We start from the raw sequence: 22,115 nt of genomic DNA, 5'->3' as shown, positions 1-22,115 counted from the left end.
ACGCCCGCGAGGCGGCATTGCGGTTGGCAGCAGGTGCCAAGACCGCCGTTTGCCGTTATAGTTCGAACGGTTTGTCCAGCCCGGACCACCGCCGTTTCCGGCGACCGCTTCCCGGCCGCCGTTCTGGAAGGTCGCTCCCCAACGATGCTGTCCACCCGCGCCGCGCCTCCCCCCTCCGCCCCGCCCAACACGATCCCCAACAAGCGCGCGATCATCTCGCGCCGCAGGCTGGCCGGCGAGCTCGAGGCGCTGGTCGCCGAGTTCGGCACCGGCGACAAGCTACGGCCGGCGCTGCTCGCCTGCCTGCGCAAGGCGCTGACCGACGGGCGGCAGGAGGTGCACCGGCGCTTCGAGGCCGGCGGATCGGGCGAGGAATGCGTGCGGGAGAACTGCTACCTCGCCGACCGTCTGGTCGGCGCGCTGGCCGACTTCACCGTGCTGCACATCTTTCCCACCGCCAACCCGACCTCGGGCGAGGTCTTCGACGTCGCGGCGACCGGCGGCTACGGGCGCGGCGAGCTGGCGCCCTTCTCCGACATCGACCTGCTGTTCCTGCTGCCCTACAAGCGCACGCCGCGCGTCGAGCAGGTCGTCGAATACATGCTCTACATCCTGTGGGATCTGGGGCTGAAGGTCGGCCACGCGGTGCGCAGCGTCGACGACTGCATCCGCCAGTCCAAGGCCGACGTCACCATCCGCACGGCGATCCTGGAATCCCGTTATCTGTGGGGGCCGGGCAAGCTGTTCGCCGAACTGCGCAAGCGCTACGACAAGGAGGTCGTCGCCGGCACCGGCCCGGAGTTCGTCGAGGCCAAGCTCGCCGAGCGCGACAACCGCCACCTGAAGATGGGCGACAGCCGCTATGTGCTGGAACCCAACCTGAAGGATGGCAAGGGCGGCCTGCGCGATCTCCAGACCTTGTTCTGGATCGCCAAGTACCTCTACCGGGTCGAGGGGGTGGACGAGCTGGTCGGCAAGAAGGTGCTGACGCCGGAGGAGGCGCAGCGCTTCGCCAAGGCGCAGAACTTCCTGTGGACCGCGCGCTGCCACCTGCATTACCTGACCGGCCGCCTGGAAGACCGGCTGACCTTCGACGTGCAGACCTCGATCGGCGCCGCCATGGGGTACACCGACCACGCCGGGACCAAGGGCGTCGAGCGCTTCATGAAGCATTACTTCCTGGTCGCCAAGGACGTCGGCGACCTGACGCGCATCTTCTGCGCGGCGCTGGAGGCCGAATCGAAGCGCCCGCCCAAGTTCAACCTGCTGCGGCTGGCCTCGGTCGCCCGCCGCAAGGACGTCGACGGCTTCATCGTCGACGGCGAGCGGCTGAACGCGCGGGACGAGCGCCAGTTTAAGGAAAAGCCGATCGACATGATCCGGCTGTTCCACACCGCGCAGATCAACGACATCGACATCCACCCGGCGGCACTGCGCTCCATCACCCGCTCGTTGACCGCGATCGGGCCGAAGCTGCGCACCGACCCCGAGGCCAACCGGCTGTTCATCGACATCCTGACCGGACCGAAGGACCCGGAGATCACCCTGCGCCGCATGAACGAGGCCGGGGTGATGGCCCGCTTCATCCCCGACTTCGGCCGGGTGGTGGCGCAGATGCAGTACGACATGTACCACGTCTACACGGTGGACGAGCACACGCTGTTCGCCCTGGGCATCCTGCACAAGATCGCCGCCGGCGATCTGGTCGACGAGCTGCCCCTGTCGTCGGAGGTCATCCACAAGGTCGTGTCGAAGCGGGCGCTCTACGTCGCCGTGCTGCTGCACGACATCGCCAAGGGGCGCGGCGGCGACCATTCGGTGCTGGGCGCGCGGGTGGCGGAGAAGCTGTGCCCGCGCCTCGGCCTGACGGCCGAGGAAACGGAGACGGTGGCGTGGCTGGTGCGCTGGCATCTCGCCATGTCCTACACCGCCTTCAAGCGCGACCTGGAGGACGACAAGACCGTCCGCGACTTCGTGGCGCTGGTCCAGTCGCCCGAGCGGCTGCGGCTGCTGCTGGTGCTCACGGTCGCCGACATCCGCGCGGTCGGACCGCAGCGCTGGAACAACTGGAAGGCCACGCTGCTGCGCGAGCTCTACAACCGCTCCGAGGAGCTGATGTCCGGCGGCATGACGGTGGAGGGGCGCGGGCGCCGCATCCAGTCGGCCCAGGCCGGGCTGCGGCTGGAGCTGACCGATTTCGACGACGCGGCCTTCGAGCAGCACAAGTCCCTGGGCTATCCCGCCTACTGGCTGGCCTTCGACGCCGGGACGCTGGCCCATCACGCCCGCATCGTGCGCGAGGCCGAACGCGACGGCCGCGACCTGACGGTGGACACCCGCATCGACCGCGCGCGCGCGATCACCGAGGTGACGATCTACGCCACCGACCATCACGGGCTGTTCTCCCGTCTGGCCGGCGCCTTTGCCGCCTCGGGCGCGGACATCGTCGACGCGCGCATCTTCACCATGACCAACGGGATGGCGCTCGACGTCTTCACGGTGCAGGACGCGGCGGCCGGGGGCGCCTTCGAGAGCCGCGACAAGCTGGCCAAGCTGTCGGTGATGATCGAGAAGGTCCTGTCCGGCCAGTTGAAGCCGTTGCAGGATTTGGCGACGCGCCGGACCCCGCACTCCAGCCGCACACGGGTTTTCCATGTGCCGCCGCGCGTGCTGATCGACAACAACGCCTCGACCACCCACACGGTCATCGAGGTGAACGGGCGCGACCGGCCGGGATTGCTGTACGACCTGACCCGCGCCCTGTCGAACCTGACGCTCCAGATCTCGTCGGCGAAAATCTCGACCTTCGGCGAGAAGGCCATCGACGTCTTCTATGTGAAGGACGTCTTCGGCCTGAAGGTCACCCACGAGACCAAGCTGGCCAAGATCAAGGAGCGCCTGCTGCACGCCCTGGCCGATCCGGCCGGCGACGCGACCCCCGCCCCGGCTCCGGTCAAGCGGACGGTTCGGAGCAAGGCGGCGGAGTAGGGCGGGGGCTCGTGCTCTTCCGCTGGAAAACCCGCCGTTCTCCGCCGGGGGCGAGGGGCTGTCCGTTTCGGCGAGGCGGCGCTCAGTAGTCCTGCGCGCCGTGCTTCAACCGCACCAGCTTGCCGGACAGCAGAGACAGCAGAAGCTGCACGACCACCTCATGCACGATCAGCGTGTGGTGGTTGCCGCTCTCCTGCATCTCGCGGCGCAGGGCCTCGCGCACGGCCGGCACGCCGGTGACGTCGATCAGCACATCCAACCGCTCGCCCAGCCGGGCCAGTTCCATGAAGTCGGTGGTGGTCGGAACGCCGCGCTCGCGGGCCAGCGTGACGCCCGGCGCCTCGCGGTCGAGGTCGGCAACGCCCAGAAGCTCGACGAACGGGGCGTCCAGCAGCTTGTGCAGCAGGGGGGTGCCGGTCTCGCCGGCGCCGATGACAGCGACGCGGAACAGATCGGTGGACATGGGGCGCGTTCCTTCCTGGGGTGGAAAATCCTGGCCCGGCCTCGGGGGCCGTGGCGGGCAAGAAAAAAGCGGGAAGCCGAAGCTTCCCGCTCGAACCCTAGCCGAGCCGGCGTCCGGTTTGACCCGGACGCGGCGTCGCACCCCAAGATCGGGCTCCGAATCCGGAGCCCCGCTCCAGGGATCAGCTCCAGGCGGCCATCTTCTTCTCGAGATTGTCCGACAGCTTGTCGAGGAACTGCTTGGTGGTCAGCCACGGCTGCTGCGGACCGATGAGGATCGCCAGATCCTTGGTCATGTAGCCGGACTCGACGGTCTCGACGCAGACACGCTCCAGCGTCTCGGCGAACTTCACGACGTCCGGGGTGTTGTCGAACTTGCCGCGGTAGGCCAGACCCTGGGTCCAGGCGTAGATCGAGGCGATCGGGTTGGTCGAGGTCTCCTTGCCCTTCTGGTGCTCGCGGTAGTGGCGGGTCACCGTGCCGTGGGCGGCCTCGGCCTCGACGGTCTTGCCGTCCGGAGTCACCAGCACCGAGGTCATCAGGCCGAGCGAGCCGAAGCCCTGCGCCACCACGTCCGACTCCACGTCGCCGTCGTAGTTCTTGCAGGCCCAGACGAAGCCGCCTTCCCACTTCAGGGCCGAGGCGACCATGTCGTCGATCAGGCGGTGCTCATAGACGATGCCCTTGGCCTTGAACTGCTCGGCGTAGGTCTCGTCGAAGATCTTCTGGAAGATGTCCTTGAAGCGGCCGTCATAGGCCTTCAAGATCGTGTTCTTCGTCGACAGATAGACCGAGTAGCCGCGTTCCAGGCCATACATGAAGCTGGAATGGGCGAAGCCCTCGATCGACTCGTCGAGGTTGTACATGCCCATCGCCACGCCGGCGCCGGGGAAGTCGTAGACCTCGTGCTCGATCTTCTCGCCGCCCTCGGCCGCTTCCCACTTGATGGTCAGCTTGCCCGCGCCGGGAACGACGAAATCGGTCGCCTTGTACTGGTCGCCGAAGGCGTGGCGGCCGATGATGATCGGCTTGGTCCAGCCCGGCACGTAGCGCGGAACGTTGGAGCAGACGATCGGCTCGCGGAACACGGTGCCGCCCAGGATGTTGCGGATGGTGCCGTTCGGCGACTTCCACATCTTCTTGAGGTTGAACTCCGTCACCCGCGCCTCGTCCGGGGTGATGGTCGCGCACTTGACGCCGACGCCATACTTCTTGATCGCGTTGGCCGACTCGACGGTCACCTTGTCGTCGGTCGCATCGCGGTTCTCGACGCTCAGGTCGTAGTATTTCAGGTCGATGTCGAGATAGGGCAGGATCAGCTTGTCTTTGATGAACTGCCAGATGATGCGCGTCATCTCGTCGCCGTCGAGCTCGACGACCGGGTTGGCGACCTTGATCTTGGACATGGGTGCGAGATCTCCCCGAACGGGTAAGGGCGTTGTCGTTTCCTGGATGCCGGGCGCGCTGTCCAGCGAGCGCTTGTTGCCGGGCGACCGCAGGCGCGGTCGCCCGATACCCCGGGCGGACTGAATCGCGGTTATATAGCACTGCCCCGGTCAGGAAAGGAAGGCACGGCGGACAGCCGGTCATCATTGTCGCACGGGCATGGCAAGGAGCTTGCCGGTCCGGCCGCGTTCAGGCCGCCGATTCCGCCGACCGCGCGGCACGGGCCGCCGCCGGCTCCGATGCCCCGGCGCGGGCTTCCGCCTGGGCCAGGTCGCGCTCGGCGTTGAGCATGTAGTCGCGCACCAGCGGCACCGCCCCCAGCGATCGGGCGAGCTGGATCTGGAACACCATGTGCCCCTGCGTGCGGAAACTCAGCTCGGCACCGGCCAGATAGAACTCCCACATGCGGCAGAACCGTTCGTCGTAGAGCGCGCGGGCCTCGTCGCGGCGGGCGTCGAAGCGGCCGCGCCAGTGGCGCAGCGTCTCCGCGTAGTGCAGGCGCAGGATCTCAACGTCCGTGGTGAACAGGCCGGAGGATTCGACGGTCGGCAGCACCTCCGACAGGGCGGGGGAGTAGCCGCCGGGGAAGATGTACTTGCGAATCCACGGGTTGGTCGATCCGGGGCCGTCGAGCCGGCCGATGGCGTGGAGCAGGGCGATGCCCTCGTCGGTCAGCAGCGACCGCACCGCGTCGAAGAAGCTGCGGTAGTGCGGCACGCCGACATGCTCGAACATGCCGACCGAGACGATCCGGTCGAAGCGCTCGGCCCCGCTCGCCGCCAACTCGCGGTAGTCGCGCAGCTCGAAGGTGACACGGTCGGACAGGCCGGCCGCCGCCGCGCGCTCGCGGGCTACGGCGAGCTGTTCGGAGGACAGCGTGATGCCGGTGACCCTGGCCCCGGTCATGCGCGCCAGATAGAGGGCCATGCCGCCCCAGCCGCAGCCGATGTCGAGCACCCGCATGCCGGGCACCAGAAGCAGCTTGGCGGCGATGTGGCGTTTCTTGGCCTCCTGCGCCTCGTCCAGCGTCAGGCCGGGCTGGGGGAAATAGGCGCAGGAGTATTGCATGTCGCGGTCGAGGAACAGCTCGTAGAACCGGCGCGACAGGTCGTAATGATGCTCGACGTTGCGGCGGGAGCGCCGCGCCGGGTTGTGCTGCTGGAGAAGCCGCAGCACGGGCGACAATGTCTCCAGCACGCGGCCCAGCGCGCCCTGCACGCTGCTGTCGGTCATCAGCAGCGCCAGCAGGTCGTAGATCGACCCGCCCTCCACCGAGAGGCGGCCGTCCATGTAGGCTTCGCCCAGGCGCAGACGCGGGTTCAGCAGCAGGTCGCGCTCGACCCGGCGGTCGTGCAGACGCAGCGTGACGGCGGGGATCCCGGTGCCGATTCGGCGGCGCCGGCCGTCGGCGGTGACGAGATCGAGTGTTCCGTCGCCGATGGCGGCGGCAAGAAGGCGGACAAGCAGCATGCCGAACTCCCCGCGCGTGATACTCAACAAGGATGACGCGCGCGGAAGGGTGCGACAATCCGCCGATGGGTCAGACGTGCTCACCCAATCGGGTCAGTACGGATTGGGGCATGCGTTGGGGCGCGAACACGAAAAACCGCCCGATCCCGGTGGGGATGGGCGGCTTTCGGACGAGCGACGCACGGCTTCCCGGCTTGACGCCGGGGAGCCGCCGAACAGGCGATCAGGCCTCTTCGTCTTCCGTCGCGGTTTCCTGGACGTAGGTCTCTTCCTCGTCCTCGTCGCGCAGGTCGGCGGCGGTGACCATGCCACCGCGCTGGGCCTGAAGCTCCGACTCTTCCTGCGAGCGGGCGACGTTGACCGTGACGCTGATCGTGACTTCCGGATGCAGGACGACACGGACCTTGAACAGGCCGAGTGTCTTGATCGGGGTGTCGATCACGATCTGCTTGCGGTCGGTCTTGTAGCCGGCCGCGTCCAGCGCGTCGGCGATGTCGCGGTTGTTGACGGAGCCGTACAGCACGCCGGTCTCGGCGGCCTGACGGATCACGACGACCGTGACGCCGTCCATCTTGGTCGCGACCTGCTGGGCGTCCTTGCGGCGCTCCAGGTTCACGGCCTCGAGGTGGGCCTTCTGCTTCTCGAAGACCGCCATGTTCGCCTTGGTGGCGCGCATGGCCTTCTTCTGCGGCAGCAGAAAGTTGCGGGCGAAGCCCGGCTTGACGTTGACGACCTGGCCCATCTGGCCGAGCTTTTCGACCCGCTCCAGCAGAATAACTTCCATCACTCGTCCTCCTGACCGGGGGCGGCGCGGGTAAACCGGCGTCGCAGCCCGATCCATTGCTCGATCATGCCCAGGCCGACCAAAAGCAGGATCGGCCACCCGAAGAGAAACAGCACGAGGTAGAACCCGACGAGGATCGGCGTGCGCGCCGACCGGCTTCGGGCCACCACATGAACCACCGAAAGCCCGGCAAAGGCGAACGGCACCGCCAGGATCAGCGCGAGGTTGACCGCCAGGAAGCCCAAGCCCTCCGGCAGCAGACTCGCCCCCAGCACCGCCGCGAGGAAGAGCGGGACCAGCCATTGCGGCAGCTCCAGCTCGGCCAGGCGCATGGGCGGGCGCTTGTTGCGGCCGAACCGCATCAAAACGCCCTGAGCCAGCGCCGCGTTGACGATCGTCATGGTCACCCAGGAGATCGCCACCAGCCCCGGCAGGGCGGCCGCCATCCAAAGCTCATCCGGATCCGGGGCCGTCTGGCCCTGCGCGCGGAACAGAGGCTCGGCCACGCGGGCCAGCGTCCGGCGCACCACGCCCTCCAGCCCGCCGGGCTGGTCGAACGTCAGGATCACGGCGGCGAGGATGGCCGCCACGCCCATCCCGATCAGGCCCATCAGGACCCGGCCGGGCGGATACCATTCCAGGGTTCCGTCGCCGGACGTCCGCGCCAGCAGCGACTGCCGCACCACCAGGATGGCCGGAGCGGCTCCGGTCACCAGATAGGCGAGCGACACCAGCGTGCTGCCCGACGTGCCGGCCATCACCGCGGCCGCCCCCACCAGACCGGCGAGGAGGACCGCCGACGTCCCCAGCCACAGCCCCGCGAGGAACAGGGGCAGGGGAGCCAGATAGCCCAGGATCAGCGTCCCGAACCCGCCGAACGTGACCGACAGGTAGAAGAACGCGCTGACCAGACCGCCACCGGCGGCGATAACCAGCGGAGCGGCCAGACCGGCGGCCATGGGAACCCTTTCGACCTTTGCCTAAAACTCTCGATCCGGTCCGGGCTTACTTCACGATGTACGGAAGCAGGGCCAGGAAACGGGCGCGCTTGATGGCGCGGGCCAGTTCACGCTGCTTCTTCGTCGAGACCGCGGTGATGCGGCTCGGGACGATCTTGCCACGCTCCGAGATGAAGCGGGACAGCAGCTTGACGTCCTTGTAGTCGATCGCCGGAGCGTTCGCGCCCGAGAACGGGCAGGTCTTGCGGCGGCGGAAGAAGGGGCGGCGGGCGCCGCCACCGGTGCGGGCCGGAGCGCCCGTGGTCTGCTTGTCGCTCATTACGCGGTCTCCCCTTCACCAGCGGCAACATTCTCCTGACGGCGCGGCGGACGCGGGCCGCGGTCGTCGAAGCGGCGGGGACCACGGTCGCCACGCTCTCCGCGCTCGCTGCGCTCGTTCCGGCTCTGCATCATCGCCGACGGGTTGGCATCGAGTTCGTCGACGCGCACGGTCATGTAGCGCAGGACGTCCTCGTTGATGCTCATGTTCCGCTCCATCTCGGCGACGGCGGCGGCCGGCGCGTCGAGATTGAACAGGGTGTAGTGACCCTTGCGGTTCTTCTTGATCTTGTAGGTCAGGGTCTTCAGACCCCAGTACTCGGTCTTCGCGACCGTGCCGCCGTTGTCGCGGATGATCTGGGCGAAGGTCTCACCGAGCTGCTCGGCCTGGGCGGCCGAGATGTCCTGGCGTGCGATCAGCACGCACTCGTAAAGTGCCATTGCACTCCCCATGGCTGTTCATGGTCCGGCGCTGCGCCGCCACCCCCTATGGATGGGGTCAGCCGCCCGGGCCTAGCCGGCGGCAAGCCGTCGGCAAGGAGTTATGAAGCGGCGCAGTATGCACAGGGCGGCCCCGCTGTCCAGCGGAAATCCAGAGCAAATTCAGGCGGCCCCGCAGTTTCCCTCACCACCCGCCGGGCGTCCCGGAAAGCGGCGCCTCCCCGTCGAGCTTACGCCGGCCGGCCGGACCGCGCCAATAAAGGGAAGTTCCCGGCACATTCAGCCAAAAGAGCGAACAAGGGCCGCAGAGGCCGCGTTCCCGCCACCGTCCCAGGGCCGCGCGGCAACGTCGCGGGGCCGGACGACCCAGCCACAAGGCACCGGACGGCAAGCGACGGCCGCTTTCCTCACTTCGGCTCGCACGGGGATACCAATGCGCAGAGACACCCTGCCTTATCATGTCGTGGAGTTGCGCGGGCTCGCCTGCATCCTTTTGGTCGCCTACCACGTCGTCGGGGTGCCCGGCACCGGCATGCAGGTTGAGGACGGATCCCTCTACCGCTACGCGACGAGCAGCTTCGAGCTGATCCGCATGCCGCTCTTCACCTTCCTGTCGGGTCTGGTCTATGCCCTGCGGCCGGCGGCGGGCGGGGCGCTCCCGTCCTTTTTCGTCAAGAAGCTGCGGCGCCTGGGCTTTCCGTTCCTGGTCGTCTCCACCCTCTTCTACCTCGTGCAAACCCACGCGCCGGGGGCCAACGGCAGCTTCGCGCCGAACGCGATGTGGGAGATCTACGTCTATTCCTATGCCCATTTCTGGTATCTGCAATCGCTCTTCCTGATCTTCGCCTTCGTGGCGCTGCTCGACGCGGCGCGGCTGATCGACCGGCCCGTTCCCTTCGCGGCGGTCCTCGGTCTGGCGATGATCGGCTGCCAGACGATCCACACCGAATCGAATCCCTTCTCGATCAACGAGACCTTTGTCCTGCTGCCTCACTTTCTGCTCGGCGTCGCGGTGACCCGTTTCCGCGACCGGCTGCCGCGCCGCGCGCTCCTGGGGACGGCCGGCGGCGCCCTGCTGCTCGGGTTGGCGCTGCACCAGGCGTCGCTGCTGGGGGCGATCCATCATTATTTCGGCTGGAACAGCGCGGTGGCGCTGCTGTGCGGCATGGGCGGCGCGGTGACCCTGCTGCACGCCATGCCGTCCAGCGCGGTGTTCCGGACCGTCGGCAAGTCCTCCTACGCCATCTATCTGCACCACGCCTTCTTCACCGCCGGCGCGCGGGTGGTGCTGCACAAGCTCGGCTATGGCGATGCCGCGGTGTTCGGGGTGGCGCTGCTCGCCGGGCTTGCCGGACCGATGATGCTGGAAGCGGCGGCGCAACTGCGGCCCTGGACCCGCGTCGCCCTGGTCGGCAAGGCTTGAGCCGGCTTTCCTGGCGGATTCGCCGTTCTTCATAGAAAGGGCGTGAACAGCGCAAGATTCGGAAAGCCCCTCGTCATGAACAGCCGCGTCGAAGCTGGCTGTTCATGGGCGTTTTGCCTGGATCAGGCGCATTTTATCGACCCTTGGCGGGTCCGGTCGTCGCGCGTCGCTTGACTTGCCCAAAAGGGAGGGTATGACTGTCGCGCATTCCATGGCGCCGCCGCGAGGGGCGGGGCGCCTTCCATCCAGGGTTCCATACGACACATGACCAGGGCGTTCGTCTTTCCGGGGCAGGGCAGCCAAGCCGTCGGCATGGGCCGCGAACTCGCCGAAGCGTTCGAAGTCGCGCGCCACACCTTCGAAGAGGTGGACGACGCGCTGAACCAGCGGCTGTCGCGCCTGATGGTCGAAGGCCCCGAGGCCGACCTGACCCTGACCGAGAACGCCCAGCCCGCCCTGATGGCGGTCAGCGTCGCCGTGATGCGGGTGTTGCAGAGCGAGGGCGGGGTCGATCTCGCCAAGCACGCCGCCTTCGTCGCCGGCCATTCGCTGGGCGAGTATTCGGCGCTCTGCGCCGCCGGCGCCTTCACGCTGGCCGACACCGCGCGCCTGCTGAAGCTGCGCGGGCAGGCCATGCAGAAGGCCGTTCCGGTCGGCAAGGGCGCCATGGCGGCCCTGCTGGGCGCCGAGCTGGAGCAGGCGCAGGCCATCGCCGCCGACTCCGTCGACAGCGCGCTCGGCGAGGTGTGCTCCGTCGCCAACGACAATTCGGTCGGTCAGGTGGTGATCTCCGGCAGCGCCGAGGCCATCGACCGCGCCATCGCGCTGGCCGCCGAGCGGGGGCTGAAGCGCTCCGTCCGCCTGCCGGTCTCCGCCCCCTTCCACTGCGCGCTGATGCAGCCGGCCGCCGACGCGATGGCCGAGGCGCTGGCGTCCGTCACCATCGCGGCGCCGGTCGTGCCGGTGGTCGCCAACGTGACCGCGTCGGCCGTCTCCGACCCCAACGCGATCCGCCGCCTGCTGGTCGATCAGGTCACCGGCATGGTCCGCTGGCGCGAATGCGTCCTGGCCATGAAGGAGCAGGGCGTGTCGACTCTGGTCGAGGTCGGGTCGGGCAAGGTGCTGGCCGGGCTGACCAAGCGCATCGACAAGGAACTCTCCGCCACGTCGGTCGGCACCCCGGCGGACGTCGAGTCGTTCCTCAAGACCCTGTGAGGATTCCCACCATGTTCGATCTGACCGGCAAGTCGGCCCTCGTCACCGGCGCATCGGGCGGCATCGGCGCGTCCATCGCCCGCGCGCTGCACGCCCAGGGCGCCGCCGTCGCGCTGTCCGGCACCCGCACCGCCCCGCTGGAGGCGCTGGCCGCCGAACTGGGCGAGCGCGCCTTCGTCGTCCCCGGCAACCTGTCCGAGGCGGCCGCCACCGAGCAGCTCTTCAAGGATGCCGAGGCGGCGCTGGGCAAGGTGGACATCCTGGTCAACAACGCCGGGCTGACGCGCGACCAGATCGCCATGCGGATGAAGGACGAGGACTGGCAGGCCGTCCTCGACGTGAACCTGACGGCCGCCTTCCGCCTGTCGCGCGCGTCCATGCGCGGCATGATGAAGCGCCGCTGGGGCCGCATCGTCAACATAACCTCCGTGGTCGGAGTCACCGGCAATCCGGGGCAGGCCAACTACGCCGCGTCGAAGGCCGGCCTGATCGGCATGTCGAAGGCCCTTGCCGCCGAGCTGGCCTCGCGCAACATCACGGTCAACTGCGTCGCGCCGGGGTTCATCACCACGGCGATGACCGACGCCCTGAACGACGAGCAGAAGCAGAAGCTGCTCCCCGCCATCCCGGCCGGCCGCATGGGCGAGCCGGGGGAGATCGCCGCCGGGGTCGTGTACCTCGCGAGCGAAGAGGCCGCCTATGTCACTGGCCAGACGCTGCATGTCAACGGCGGCATGGCCATGATCTGAGGCGATACGCCTCTTGTGAAGCTTCGCGGCCCCCAGCCCCCGCGGGCGCTGGTCAAGGCTGCGGAAATGTGTTATCGGACGGGGCTTTTCGCAGCAGGACGGCACGCCTTCCGCGTGTCGCTCCGACCGGATTATCCCGAGCGGTTTCCCGAGCGATTTCAAGGATTGGAAGGTCAGATAAGATGAGCGACATCGCCGAGCGCGTGAAGAAGATCGTTGTGGACCACCTGGGTGTCGAGGAGTCGAAGGTGGTGGAGAACGCCTCCTTCATCGACGATCTGGGCGCCGACAGCCTCGACACCGTCGAGCTGGTCATGGCCTTCGAGGAGGAGTTCGGGGTCGAGATCCCCGACGACGCCGCCGAGAAGATTCTGTCGGTGAAGGACGCCATCGACTTCATCAAGGCGAACGCCCCGGCCTGATCGGGCAGGGACGCCTTTACCGGTGGCCAGGCGATCCGCGACGCGGTGGCCTGGCCGTCGACGTTTTTTCGAGGATAGGTCAGGAAACAGCTCATGAGACGTGTCGTCGTCACCGGCCTCGGTCTGGTCACGCCGCTTGGCGTTGGCCACACGGTGAACTGGGAGCGGCTGATTGCCGGTCAATCGGGAATCCGCGCGATCACGGGCTTCGAGACGTCCGACCTCGCCTCCAAGGTCGCTGGTCAGGTTCCGCGCGGTACGGGCGACGGCGATTTCAACGCCGATTCCTTCGTGCCGCCGAAGGACCAGCGCAAGATGGATGACTTCATCCTCTACGCGATCGCGGCGGCGCAGGAAGCCATCCGCGATTCCGGCTGGACTCCGCAGACCGACGAGGAGCGCGAGCGCACCGGCGTGATGGTCGGCTCCGGCATCGGCGGCCTTCCGGGCATCGCCGACGGCGCCGTGACCCTGCACGAGAAGGGGCCGCGCCGCCTGTCGCCCTTCTTCATTCCCGCCTGCCTGATCAATCTGGCCTCCGGTCACATCTCGATCCAGCACGGCTTCAAGGGCCCGAACCACTCGGTGGTCACCGCCTGCTCGACCGGCGCGCACGCCATCGGCGACGCCGCCCGCCTGATCATGTGGGACGACGCCGACGTCATGGTCGCCGGCGGCACCGAGGCGGCGGTCAGCCGCCTGGGCGTGGCCGGCTTCGCCGCCATGCGCGCCCTGTCCACCAATTTCAACGACACGCCGGAGAAGGCCTCGCGCCCCTACGACAAGGACCGTGACGGCTTCGTCATCGGCGAGGGCTCGGGCGTCGTCGTCCTCGAGGAGCTGGAGCACGCGAAGAAGCGCGGCGCCACCATCTACGCCGAGATCGTCGGCTACGGCCTGTCGGGCGACGCCCACCACATCTCCGCCCCGGCGGAGGATGGCAACGGCGGCTTCCGGGCGATGAGCGGGGCGCTGAAGCGCGCCGGCCTGACCCCGGCCGACATCGACTACGTCAACGCTCATGGCACCTCGACGCCGCTCGGCGACGAGATCGAGCTTGGCGCCGTGAAGCGTCTGTTCGGCACCGCCATGGACAAGCTGGCGATGTCCTCCACCAAGTCGGCCATCGGCCACCTGCTGGGCGCCGCCGGCGCGGTCGAGGCGATCTACTCGATCAAGTCGATCAACCACGGCATCGTTCCGCCGACCCTGAACCTGGAGAATCCGTCGGAGAGCTGCCAGGGCGTCAATCTGGTGGCGAAGGTCGCCCAGGAGCGCCGGGTCCGCGCGGCGCTGTCGAACTCCTTCGGGTTCGGCGGCACCAACGCGTCGCTGGTCTTCAAGGAGTTCGCGTAAGCGGCATGGGCTGGGGCCTCCGGATCATCGCGGGGGCGCTGGTCGTTGCCGGCGCCACCGCAGGAGTCGGCGTCTGGGGAGTCATGCGCGTCATGGCCCCCGGTCCGCTCGAGCAGCCGGAAAGCGTGGTCATCCCGCGCGGCAGCGGGATCGAGGCCATCGCCATCACGCTCGGCGACGCCGGGGTGATCGATTCGCCGCTGCTGTTCGTCGCCGGATCCAAGCTGATGGGGCTGATGGGGCCGGTGCGCGACCTCAAGGCCGGCGAGTATCTGTTTCCCGCCGGAATCAGCATGGAAGCCGTCCTGGAGCAAATGCGCCAGGGCCGCACCGTGGTGCGGCGCTTCACCGTGCCGGAGGGGCTGACCTCGGCGCAGGTGGTGGCCCTGCTGGACAAGGAGCCGGCCCTGACCGGCGAGTTGGGCAAGGTGCCGAGGAACGGCGCGCTGCTTCCCGAAACCTACCATTACGCCTATGGCGACAGCCGTGCCTCGCTGGTCGAGCGGATGCAGACCGCCATGACCCAGGCGCTGGCCGAGGCGTGGAAGGGGCGCGAGGACGGCTTGCCGATCGAGACGGCCGAACAGGCGCTGACCCTGGCGTCCATCGTCGAAAAGGAAACCGGCGTCGCGGCCGAGCGCGCCAGGGTGGCGGGTGTCTTTCTCAACCGGCTGGAAGCCGGGATGAAGCTGCAATCCGATCCGACCGTGATCTACGCCCTGACCGATGGTTCGGGCGAGTTGGGCCGGACGCTGACCCGCAACGACTGGAAGTTCGAGTCGCCCTACAACACCTACCAGATCAACGGCTTGCCGCCGGGGCCCATCGCCAACCCCGGCAAGGCGTCGCTTCTCGCAGTTGTGAAACCGGAGAAGCACGATTTCCTTTATTTTGTCGCCGATGGCACCGGCGGGCATGTTTTCGCCAGGACGTTGCCGGACCACAACCGCAACGTCGCCCGCTGGCGTGAACTCCAGCAGAGCAGGCCGGGCGGCCACGGAGAAACGTCATCGGATTGATGGCCGATGCGCCGATATCGTTTCGCCCGGTTGCGGGATGTTGTCCCGTCCGGCACTCTTCGCGTCGCAACAGAAATTGTCACGACCCAGCGAGGAGAGTGTGATGAGCCTGGATGTCGAGCGGCGCATCCGCGATCGCGCCTACGCGATCTGGTTGGAGCAGGGCTGTCCGGACGGCTGCGACGCCGATCATTGGTTGCAGGCTGAACGCGATGTCGCGGCTCAGGCCGAAGGGGTGGCCGCACCGACGAAGGCGGCGCCGCGCAAGGCGGTGAGGAAGAGCAAGGCCGAACCGGTGACGACCCTGTCCGCCGCGGTCGAAACGGCGGCACCGGAACTGGTCGCCGAGTCCCCCAAGACGCGCAAGCCACGCGCCCGCAAGACGGTTCCGGCCTGACCGGCCGGTTCCCGCAATCGGAACAGTGAAACCGGCGCCGCCGTTCAGGCGGCGTTGGACGCCGCCAGGGCGATCGGTTCGTTGCTCGACGCCGCGACGACGACGCCGGCAATACCGCCATAGGATTTGCGGGCGGCGCGCAGACGCTCCAGCGATTCCTGAAGACTCTCCTGGGCAAAACCGGGGGCAAGGCCGGCGAGTTCACCTTCCGTCAGGGCGATGAAACCATCCAGGAGGCGCGCGTGGATGCGGCTGGCCGTGCGGACTTCATCGGCGATCATCGGAGTGGGCATGTCGGCTTCCCTTGTCTTGGGTTGATCTCTGGGTGATCCGTGGATCGATGGCCGGGATTGATCGTCCCGACGCCCCCAATAAGCCGCCAACACGGTTAAAACAAACTTAAATGCCATCTAACGCCGTGAAGGGAATAGGAATTACCACTTTTTCCCATCCGCTCGTCGATGAATTTTATTTCAGCCAGCCGCAGCCGCTTCGCTCGCTTCCTGAAAGCGATCGTCATCTCGTCATCCCCGCGCTCTGCGTGGGGCACCAGCGGCGAGTTCCAGGGTCTCAAACCGCCTTGAAGCGTGCCACCTGCCGTCGGGTTTCATCGGCCAGCCGCGAGAGGTGGACCATGGTCGCGGCGATCTCCTCCGACGCGGCGGCGTTCTTCGAGGCCACGGTGCGCACGCTCTCGACCGACCGCTCGATCTCCCTGACCGATGCCTGCTGCTGCTCCATCGCCACGGCGACGGACTGGAACGCCTTGTCGATGCGGGCGACCCGCTCGGCCAAGCCGTCCATCATGCGGCGGGCCTGCTCGGTGACGGTCATGCCTTCCTGCGCCATGGCCGCCGCGGTTTCGACGATGTCGGCGATCTGACGGGCGCTCTCGACGGCGTTGTCGGCGAGCTTGCCGACCTCCTCGGCGACGACCTCGAAGCCCTTGCCCTGCTCGCCGGCGCGGGCCGCCTCGATCGAGGCGTTGACGGAAAGGATGTTGGTCTTCACCGCGATCTGGGTGATCGCCTCGGTGATGCGGCCGATGCGCCGGCTGTTCTCGGCGATGGTCTGCGAGACGCGCAGCAGGCGGGCCATGTCGTCGCGGCCCTTGTCGGCGAAGCCGGCGGCGTCCTTGACCATGTCCGAGGCGTCGCGGGTGCTGTCGGTGACATGGGCGATGGCGCGGGCCGACTGGCCGACGGCGGTGGCGACCTGATCGAGGTCGTCGGTCTGTTCCGACGCGCCGTCCGAGACGTGGCCGATGGCGGTGCTGGCCTGCCCGGCGGCGACGGCGACCTGGGTCGCCTGTTCGCCGATCCTCTGGAAAGCCGAGCCGGTGTCCTTCAGCAGCGCGATCATCTCCCCGTAGGCGCCGTGGAACTCCGATGCGGTCGCCGTTCCGGCCGCGCTGGTGGTCACGCCGGACAGCCGGTGCATCTCGTGGTGCAGGCCGTGCAGCACCTGGATCACGCTGACGGTGGCGCGGCCGATGGCGCCCAGCTCGTCGCGGCGGCCGGTGCCGGGCACGGCGGTGGAGAGGTCGCCTTCCGACAGGCGCTGGATCGCCCGCGTGGTCGCGGCGATCGGGCCGGTCAGGCTGCGGGCGATGACGATCGACAGCAGGATGCCGACGCCGAGCGCGCCGAGCGCGCCGCTCCACAGCAGGAAGGCGGCGCGGGCGCGGCCGGTTTCGCGTTCGGTCATCTGCATCTCGACCAGATGACCGACCCGCTCGCTGACGGCGGCGGCGGCGTCGCGCATCGCCGCGCGGGCGTTCAGCCGGCTCTGGATGATGTCGACGACGAGCAGGAACTCGGTCTCCACCCCCATGACGCTGGCGGTCAGATCGTCGACCGCCTTCAGGGCGTCTGGATCGGGCGCGCTCCTGCGCATGTCGCCGACGACGTGGAGCAGCCTGTCGATGCCGGCGTTCAGCGCGGTGCTGCCCGATCCGCCATTCTCGATCAGGAACTGCTGGACGTCGAGCAGGGCGCCCCGCGTCTCCTGGACCAGCCGGCCGGCGATGCCGCCGAGCCGCACCGACGAGTCCAACGCCGCCAGCGCCCCGTCATCGGCCGGAGCCTCGCGCAGCCGCGCCAGGAGCGTCCGGTAACGGTCCTCCTGCGCCGCCGATACGCTCCGCGCGGCCTCCAGCAGAACGGAAGTCTGCCGGCGCAGCTTGGCGAGTCCGGCGAACTTGTCGGCCTCCAGCTTCACCACCTCGTCGAAGGATTTGCGGTAGGTGGCGAGTTTGTCGAGCGCCTCGGACAGGATCTGGTGGTTCATTGGATGCGTGCGGTCGGCGAGCAGGGACTCGACGTCCGCTCTCAGGGCGTCGGTCAGGGCGCGGACCTGACGGCTCGCCGCCGGCTCGACATCCAGCAGATAACGGGCCTCCTCCAGCCTTGCCTGGTTCAGCCGGGTGTCGAGCGCGGCGGTCCGGCTGGCGACGTCGACATGCTCCGCGTAGCCGTTCAGCCCCCGCCAGCCGATGACCGCGACCGTCACGGTCAGCAGAAGAACGGCGGCGAAGCCCATGGCGATGCGGGTCGAGATCGACATCCCGGCGGAGTCCTGCGTGGCGGTGGCGTCCATGGCGGCGGGGTGGCGAAGCGTCGGCCAGCCGTTCTTCGCCACCTCCCCCGATTTCACCTTGCGTCGGCCATGGTGCTTCCGGCAAGTCATTACGAACGGATGCCGTGATCCTGGGTTGTCTGCGAGGACCCTGTTGCCATGCCCGCTTCGGAACGCCAGCATGTTTTTCTCGAATTCGCTGCAATGGTGCGGCGTGGCGAACGCGTCCAGGCGTCATGACGGACGGCGGCGCCCTGGCTGGGGAGACGGCGGCCGGCGGAGCCTCTCCCGGCGTTCTGGAAGCGCTGGCCCGACGCCTGCTGGCCGACGTGCGGCGCAAGGCGGGCATCCGCCATGACCGGCCATTGGAGCGCAAGCTGGCCCGCATCCTGTCGGCGATGCCGCTGCCCGCCCTTGAGCGTTGGGTCGGACAGATCGAGGCGGCGCCGCCGGACAGCGCCGACTGGCTCAGCCTGATCGAGAATCTGACGATCCATGAAACCTATTTCTTCCGAGACAAGCCGCACCACGAGCATCTGCGCCGCCATGTCCTGCCGGCCCTGATCGCCGCGCGGCGGCCGTTGCGGACGCTGCGCTTGTGGAGCGCCGGCTGCGCCACCGGGGAGGAGGCCTACAGTCTCGCGATCGTCGCGCTGGAGGCCCTGGCCGACGCCGGCGAGGCGCGGCGCTCCGGGGACGGCGTGGCCACCGGCTGGAGCCTTGACGTGCTGGGCACCGACCTCAGCCGGATCGCGGTGCGGCAGGCCCGCAACGCCTGCTACGGCGGGGAGGGGCTGAGCCCGTTCCGCGACCTGCCCGAGGAGTACGCCGGCTGGTTCGTGCCGCTGGGCGGCGAAGCGCCGCTCCACCGCCGGGTGCGGGCGGACGCCCGCGCGGCCGTCCGCTTCGACCGGCACAACCTGATGGACCCGGCGCCGCCCGGATGCGGTTTCGATCTCGTGTCCTGCCGCAACGTCATGATCTATTTCGACGAGAACGGCCGGACCCGGGCCCTGCGGCAATTGACCGGCGCGGTGGCGGCGGACGGCTGGCTGGTGCTGGGCACCACCGACCGGCTTCCCGACGACGCGCCTTTCGACCGGCACCGCGGCGACCGTGCCCTGGCCTTCCGGCGCCATGGCGGGGGGGCGGGGTGATGGGCGGCTTCCTCGGCTTCGACATCGCCGGACTCGCCTTCGCCGTGGAAAGCGACCGCGTGGAGGAGGTCGCCGAGGCGGTCCGCACCACCCGGCTGCCGTTCGCACCGCCGCATGTCGAGGGGCTGGCCAACGTCGCCGGGCGCATCCTGCCGGTGATCGACCTCACCGGCCGGATGCGCCCGGCGACGGGGACGGCCCGGAGCGATGGGAGCGAGGGTGGGGTGCTGGTCGTTCTGCGGACGGGCAGGGGGCTGCTGGCTTTGCGCGTGGGGCGCGTCGGTGGGAACCTGCCGGAGGAGCGGGTGACGCGAACCGCTCCGGCGCCGGAGGATGCCGGCTTGCCGGTCGCGGCGCGGCTGGTCCAGGACGACCGTTCTCTGCGGCTTCTGGATCCCGACCGGCTGGAGCTGGGCCGGGGCGTGGCCCTCGCTGGGCCGGCCGAGCGGCAGGGATCGGCCGGGGCCGCCGCCGCTCCACCCGCGAGCGCGGGAGGGCGCGCCACCGTCCGGCTGCTGATCGTCGAGGCGGGAGGATGCGCCCACGCGCTCGCCATGGACGAAATCCTGCTGGTCTCTTACGTCGGGGAACCGCGCCCGCTGCCAGACGCCCCGGCGCTGGTGTGCGGCATGGTGCCGGTGCAGAACCGGCCGCTGTTGCTGACCGATCCACTTGGGGCGACGCCCGGCGCCGGGGGCTACGCGGTGGTTCACGCGACGCGCTGCGGGCCGGTCGGGGTGCGGGCCGATGCGGTGCGCGGCATGGTGCGTCTTCCCCTGGGGCATGAGGAGAAAGGCGGGGCCGGCGTGGCGAGCAGTATCGTGGATCACGAGGGAGGGCGGTTGGAGGTGAGGACCGCCTCGCGCATGCTGGGCGAGCATCTCGACGGGATCGGTCGCCTGGTTCCGCAGGGCGGCGATCCGGCCGGCCACCGCCTGCCGCGGCGCTTTCATCGCCGTTTCCTGACCCTCCTGGTCGACGAGCGTGTCTATGCGTTGGAGTTCGAGAGGGTCCGCCGGGTCGTCGGGGCGTCCGGCCGCCTGCGTCTGCCCCGGGGACGGGGCGGGGAAACCGGCGGCTTCGACGGGCTGACCGAGGTGGACGGCGCCATCCTGCCGGTTGTCGACCTGCGCCTTCTGCTGGCGCGTCGTCCGATCGTAAACCCGCCTGCGGGTTCCGGCGTGGCCGTTCTGCTGGAGATCGGCGGCGGCATGGTCGCGCTGATCGCCGATGCGATCCAGCGCATCCGCAGGGTCGCCGGCGATGAGGTCGATCCCGTTGCGGACCACATGACCGCCGCCGTCATCCGGCTGGACGGCGCGCTTGTCCCGGTGCTCCGCCCGGAGGGGCTGGTCGCCGGTTCGGCCGGACCGTCCCGCATGACGGAGGACCGCTGATGATGGACGGTCCGCGCATCCGGCTGCTGGTGGTGGACGACAGCAACTTCGTCCGTGCCGCCCTGCGCAAGATGCTGGAGCCGGCCTCCGACATCGAGATCGTCGGCGAGGCGCGCGACGGCGCCGAGGCGCTGCGCCTGTCGCGCCGGCTGAAACCGCACGTCGTCGCCATGGACCTGAACATGCCGGTGATGGACGGGATCGAGGCGGTCCGGGCCATCGCGCGGGAAAAGGGGCCGCCCTGCATCATGGTGTCCAACGAAACGTCCGAGGGAGCCGGGGCGACCATCCGCGCGCTGGAGGCGGGGGCGGTCGATTTCGTCTGCAAGAACAGCTCCTTCATCAGCTTCGACATGGCCTCCATCGAGCGGCAGTTGACCGAGAAGGTGCGCCATTGGGGGCGCTGGCGCATGGCGGCGCCGGGGGAGGGCGTCGTGACGCCCCCTCCGCCTTCCCCTCTCCCGCCCGTCTCCATGGATCACCCGGCTTCCCGGCACGGCCTCCACCATCGTCCGGATCTGGTGGTGATCGGCGTCTCCACCGGCGGTCCGGTGACGCTGGTGGAACTGCTGGGGGCGCTCGGCCCGCTGCCCTGTCCGCTGGTGGTGGCGCAGCACATGCCGGCGAGCTTCACCGCCGGCTTCGCCGCCTCGCTGGCGCGCACCCTGAAGCGCCCGGTCGCGGAGGGCGGCGACGGCATGGCGCTGGTGCCGGGCAGGATCGTCATCCTGCGCGGCGGCGCCGACTGGGTGGTGCGGCGGCTGGCCGACGGGCGCTTCGTCCTGCTCGCGGCGCCGGGCGGCGACACGATCCACCACCCCTCGGCCGACCGGCTGTTCCGCTCCGCCGGGCAGGAGGCCGTGTTTCCGGTCGCCGTCATCCTGACCGGCATGGGCGACGACGGCACCGCCGGCGCCGGCGCATTCGCCGCACGCCGTTTCCCGGTGCTGGTGCAGGATCCGGACTCCTGCGCGGTGGGCGGCATGCCCGGCGCCGCGATCCGGGCCGGGGTGGCGACGGAGGTCCTGTCCGTCGCCGCCATCGCCCGCAGGCTCGACACCCTGTTCACCCCCACGCAAGCATAGGAATCCTGGTCCATGGCGAAGCCGACGATTCTGCTGGTCGACGATTCGGTGCTGATGCGCACCATCATCGGCGACATCGTGCGCTCCGACGAGGAGCTGTCCCTCGTCGGAGCGGCGGAGAACGGCAAGGTGGCGCTGGAGATGGTCAAGTCGCTGAAGCCCGACATCGTGCTGCTCGACATCGAGATGCCGGAGATGTCGGGGCTGGAGGTTATGGAGCATCTGTCGCTGACGTCGCGCGCCAAGGTCGTCATCATCTCCTCGGTGGCCCAGGTCGGCTCGCCGGAGGCGGGCGAGGCCCGCGCGCTGGGCGCGGTCGAGATCATCGCCAAGCCGTCCGGCACGATGAGCCTCGATCTGGCCCATAAGAAGGGGCACGACATCGTGGTGGCGATCCGCCGCGCCGCCGGCCTGCCCCTGCCGGCCCGGCCCTAGCGCCGCTCCCGCCAT

The 22,115-nt window shown here is 68.8% G+C and carries 21 protein-coding genes; 12 read left to right on the top strand and 9 right to left on the bottom strand.

Features of this window, described 5'->3' with window-relative positions; translation table 11 throughout:
* Positions 1-144 precede the first annotated feature (144 nt).
* Entirely contained in the window at positions 145-2,988 is a 2,844-nt protein-coding gene (locus tag J2847_RS04410; RefSeq protein ID WP_085556502.1) for a [protein-PII] uridylyltransferase, read from the top strand.
* Between the two features lie 82 nt (positions 2,989-3,070).
* Here J2847_RS04410 and J2847_RS04405 read toward each other — a convergent pair whose 3' ends face one another.
* The 7 genes from J2847_RS04405 to rpsF all read right to left on the bottom strand — a co-directional run bounded on the left by J2847_RS04405 (position 3,071) and on the right by rpsF (position 8,868).
* Complete coding sequence (locus tag J2847_RS04405) at positions 3,071-3,451, bottom strand: oxidoreductase (protein WP_085556503.1); 381 nt, start codon at positions 3,449-3,451, stop codon at positions 3,071-3,073.
* Positions 3,452-3,632: 181 nt separating this feature from the next.
* Complete coding sequence (locus J2847_RS04400; RefSeq protein ID WP_209777243.1) at positions 3,633-4,856, bottom strand: NADP-dependent isocitrate dehydrogenase; 1,224 nt, start codon at positions 4,854-4,856, stop codon at positions 3,633-3,635.
* Positions 4,857-5,085: 229 nt separating this feature from the next.
* Positions 5,086-6,366 (bottom strand): SAM-dependent methyltransferase, encoded by a 1,281-nt coding sequence (locus J2847_RS04395; RefSeq protein ID WP_209777241.1) that lies wholly within the window; start codon positions 6,364-6,366, stop codon positions 5,086-5,088.
* Between the two features lie 223 nt (positions 6,367-6,589).
* A complete protein-coding gene (gene rplI, locus J2847_RS04390) occupies positions 6,590-7,150 on the bottom strand; it encodes a 50S ribosomal protein L9 (RefSeq protein WP_209777239.1) in 561 nt (186 codons plus the stop codon).
* Positions 7,150-8,109: a DUF2232 domain-containing protein gene (locus J2847_RS04385; RefSeq protein WP_209777238.1), complete on the bottom strand. Its 960-nt coding sequence runs from the start codon at positions 8,107-8,109 to the stop codon at positions 7,150-7,152. The genes rplI and J2847_RS04385 overlap by 1 nt, the downstream gene beginning before the upstream one ends.
* 46 nt (positions 8,110-8,155) lie before the next feature.
* Entirely contained in the window at positions 8,156-8,428 is a 273-nt protein-coding gene (gene rpsR, locus J2847_RS04380) for a 30S ribosomal protein S18 (RefSeq protein WP_085556508.1), read from the bottom strand.
* Positions 8,428-8,868, bottom strand: coding sequence for a 30S ribosomal protein S6 (gene rpsF / locus J2847_RS04375; protein WP_209777236.1), 441 nt, complete (start codon positions 8,866-8,868; stop codon positions 8,428-8,430). The genes rpsR and rpsF overlap by 1 nt, the downstream gene beginning before the upstream one ends.
* Positions 8,869-9,301: 433 nt before the next feature.
* Here rpsF and J2847_RS04370 point away from each other — a divergent pair, with 433 nt between their 5' ends.
* From J2847_RS04370 to J2847_RS04340, 7 genes are all read left to right on the top strand, one after another.
* Entirely contained in the window at positions 9,302-10,291 is a 990-nt protein-coding gene (locus J2847_RS04370; protein WP_209777235.1) for an acyltransferase family protein, read from the top strand.
* 264 nt (positions 10,292-10,555) lie between these two features.
* Positions 10,556-11,506 carry an ACP S-malonyltransferase gene (gene fabD, locus J2847_RS04365; protein WP_209777233.1) on the top strand — a complete coding sequence of 317 codons (951 nt, stop codon included), beginning with the start codon at positions 10,556-10,558 and terminating at the stop codon, positions 11,504-11,506.
* A gap of 11 nt (positions 11,507-11,517) precedes the next feature.
* Positions 11,518-12,255 (top strand): 3-oxoacyl-[acyl-carrier-protein] reductase, encoded by a 738-nt coding sequence (gene fabG / locus J2847_RS04360; RefSeq protein WP_085556512.1) that lies wholly within the window; start codon positions 11,518-11,520, stop codon positions 12,253-12,255.
* 182 nt (positions 12,256-12,437) lie between these two features.
* Positions 12,438-12,677, top strand: coding sequence for an acyl carrier protein (locus tag J2847_RS04355; RefSeq protein WP_085556513.1), 240 nt, complete (start codon positions 12,438-12,440; stop codon positions 12,675-12,677).
* 93 nt (positions 12,678-12,770) lie between these two features.
* Positions 12,771-14,033 carry a beta-ketoacyl-ACP synthase II gene (gene fabF, locus J2847_RS04350; RefSeq protein WP_209777231.1) on the top strand — a complete coding sequence of 421 codons (1,263 nt, stop codon included), beginning with the start codon at positions 12,771-12,773 and terminating at the stop codon, positions 14,031-14,033.
* Positions 14,034-14,038: 5 nt separating this feature from the next.
* Positions 14,039-15,052, top strand: a complete 1,014-nt coding sequence (mltG, locus tag J2847_RS04345; RefSeq protein WP_209777229.1) for an endolytic transglycosylase MltG — start codon at positions 14,039-14,041, stop codon at positions 15,050-15,052.
* 103 nt (positions 15,053-15,155) lie between these two features.
* The gene (locus J2847_RS04340) at positions 15,156-15,449 is read left to right on the top strand and encodes a DUF2934 domain-containing protein (protein ID WP_233474263.1); all 294 of its coding nucleotides are present in this window, start codon (positions 15,156-15,158) and stop codon (positions 15,447-15,449) included.
* 44 nt (positions 15,450-15,493) lie between these two features.
* On the opposite strand, the gene J2847_RS04335 is transcribed toward J2847_RS04340, so the two are convergent.
* Both J2847_RS04335 and J2847_RS04330 read right to left on the bottom strand, forming a co-directional pair.
* The gene (locus J2847_RS04335) at positions 15,494-15,742 is read right to left on the bottom strand and encodes a hypothetical protein (RefSeq protein ID WP_209777226.1); all 249 of its coding nucleotides are present in this window, start codon (positions 15,740-15,742) and stop codon (positions 15,494-15,496) included.
* A 277-nt stretch (positions 15,743-16,019) separates the two neighbouring features.
* Positions 16,020-18,089: a HAMP domain-containing methyl-accepting chemotaxis protein gene (locus tag J2847_RS04330; RefSeq protein WP_325169327.1), complete on the bottom strand. Its 2,070-nt coding sequence runs from the start codon at positions 18,087-18,089 to the stop codon at positions 16,020-16,022.
* A 173-nt stretch (positions 18,090-18,262) separates the two neighbouring features.
* On the opposite strand from J2847_RS04330, the gene J2847_RS04325 reads away from it, so the two are divergent.
* Genes J2847_RS04325 through J2847_RS04310 form a run of 4 tightly spaced genes read left to right on the top strand, consistent with a single transcriptional unit; the run spans position 18,263 to position 22,100 of the window.
* Complete coding sequence (locus tag J2847_RS04325) at positions 18,263-19,183, top strand: CheR family methyltransferase (protein WP_209777224.1); 921 nt, start codon at positions 18,263-18,265, stop codon at positions 19,181-19,183.
* On the top strand, positions 19,183-20,580 hold the full coding sequence (locus J2847_RS04320) for a chemotaxis protein CheW (RefSeq protein WP_209777222.1): 1,398 nt from the start codon (positions 19,183-19,185) through the stop codon (positions 20,578-20,580). Before J2847_RS04325 ends, J2847_RS04320 begins: the two co-directional genes overlap by 1 nt.
* Entirely contained in the window at positions 20,580-21,665 is a 1,086-nt protein-coding gene (gene cheB / locus J2847_RS04315) for a chemotaxis-specific protein-glutamate methyltransferase CheB (RefSeq protein WP_233474262.1), read from the top strand. Before J2847_RS04320 ends, cheB begins: the two co-directional genes overlap by 1 nt.
* A gap of 12 nt (positions 21,666-21,677) precedes the next feature.
* Positions 21,678-22,100 carry a response regulator gene (locus J2847_RS04310; RefSeq protein WP_085556520.1) on the top strand — a complete coding sequence of 141 codons (423 nt, stop codon included), beginning with the start codon at positions 21,678-21,680 and terminating at the stop codon, positions 22,098-22,100.
* Positions 22,101-22,115: the final 15 nt, after the last annotated feature.

It is taken from the genome of Azospirillum agricola, from assembly GCF_017876095.1.
Classification (GTDB): Bacteria; Pseudomonadota; Alphaproteobacteria; order Azospirillales; family Azospirillaceae; genus Azospirillum; species Azospirillum agricola.
The sequence above is the reverse complement of the archived record's forward strand: the minus strand, read 5'-3'. Positions and strand labels throughout refer to the sequence as shown.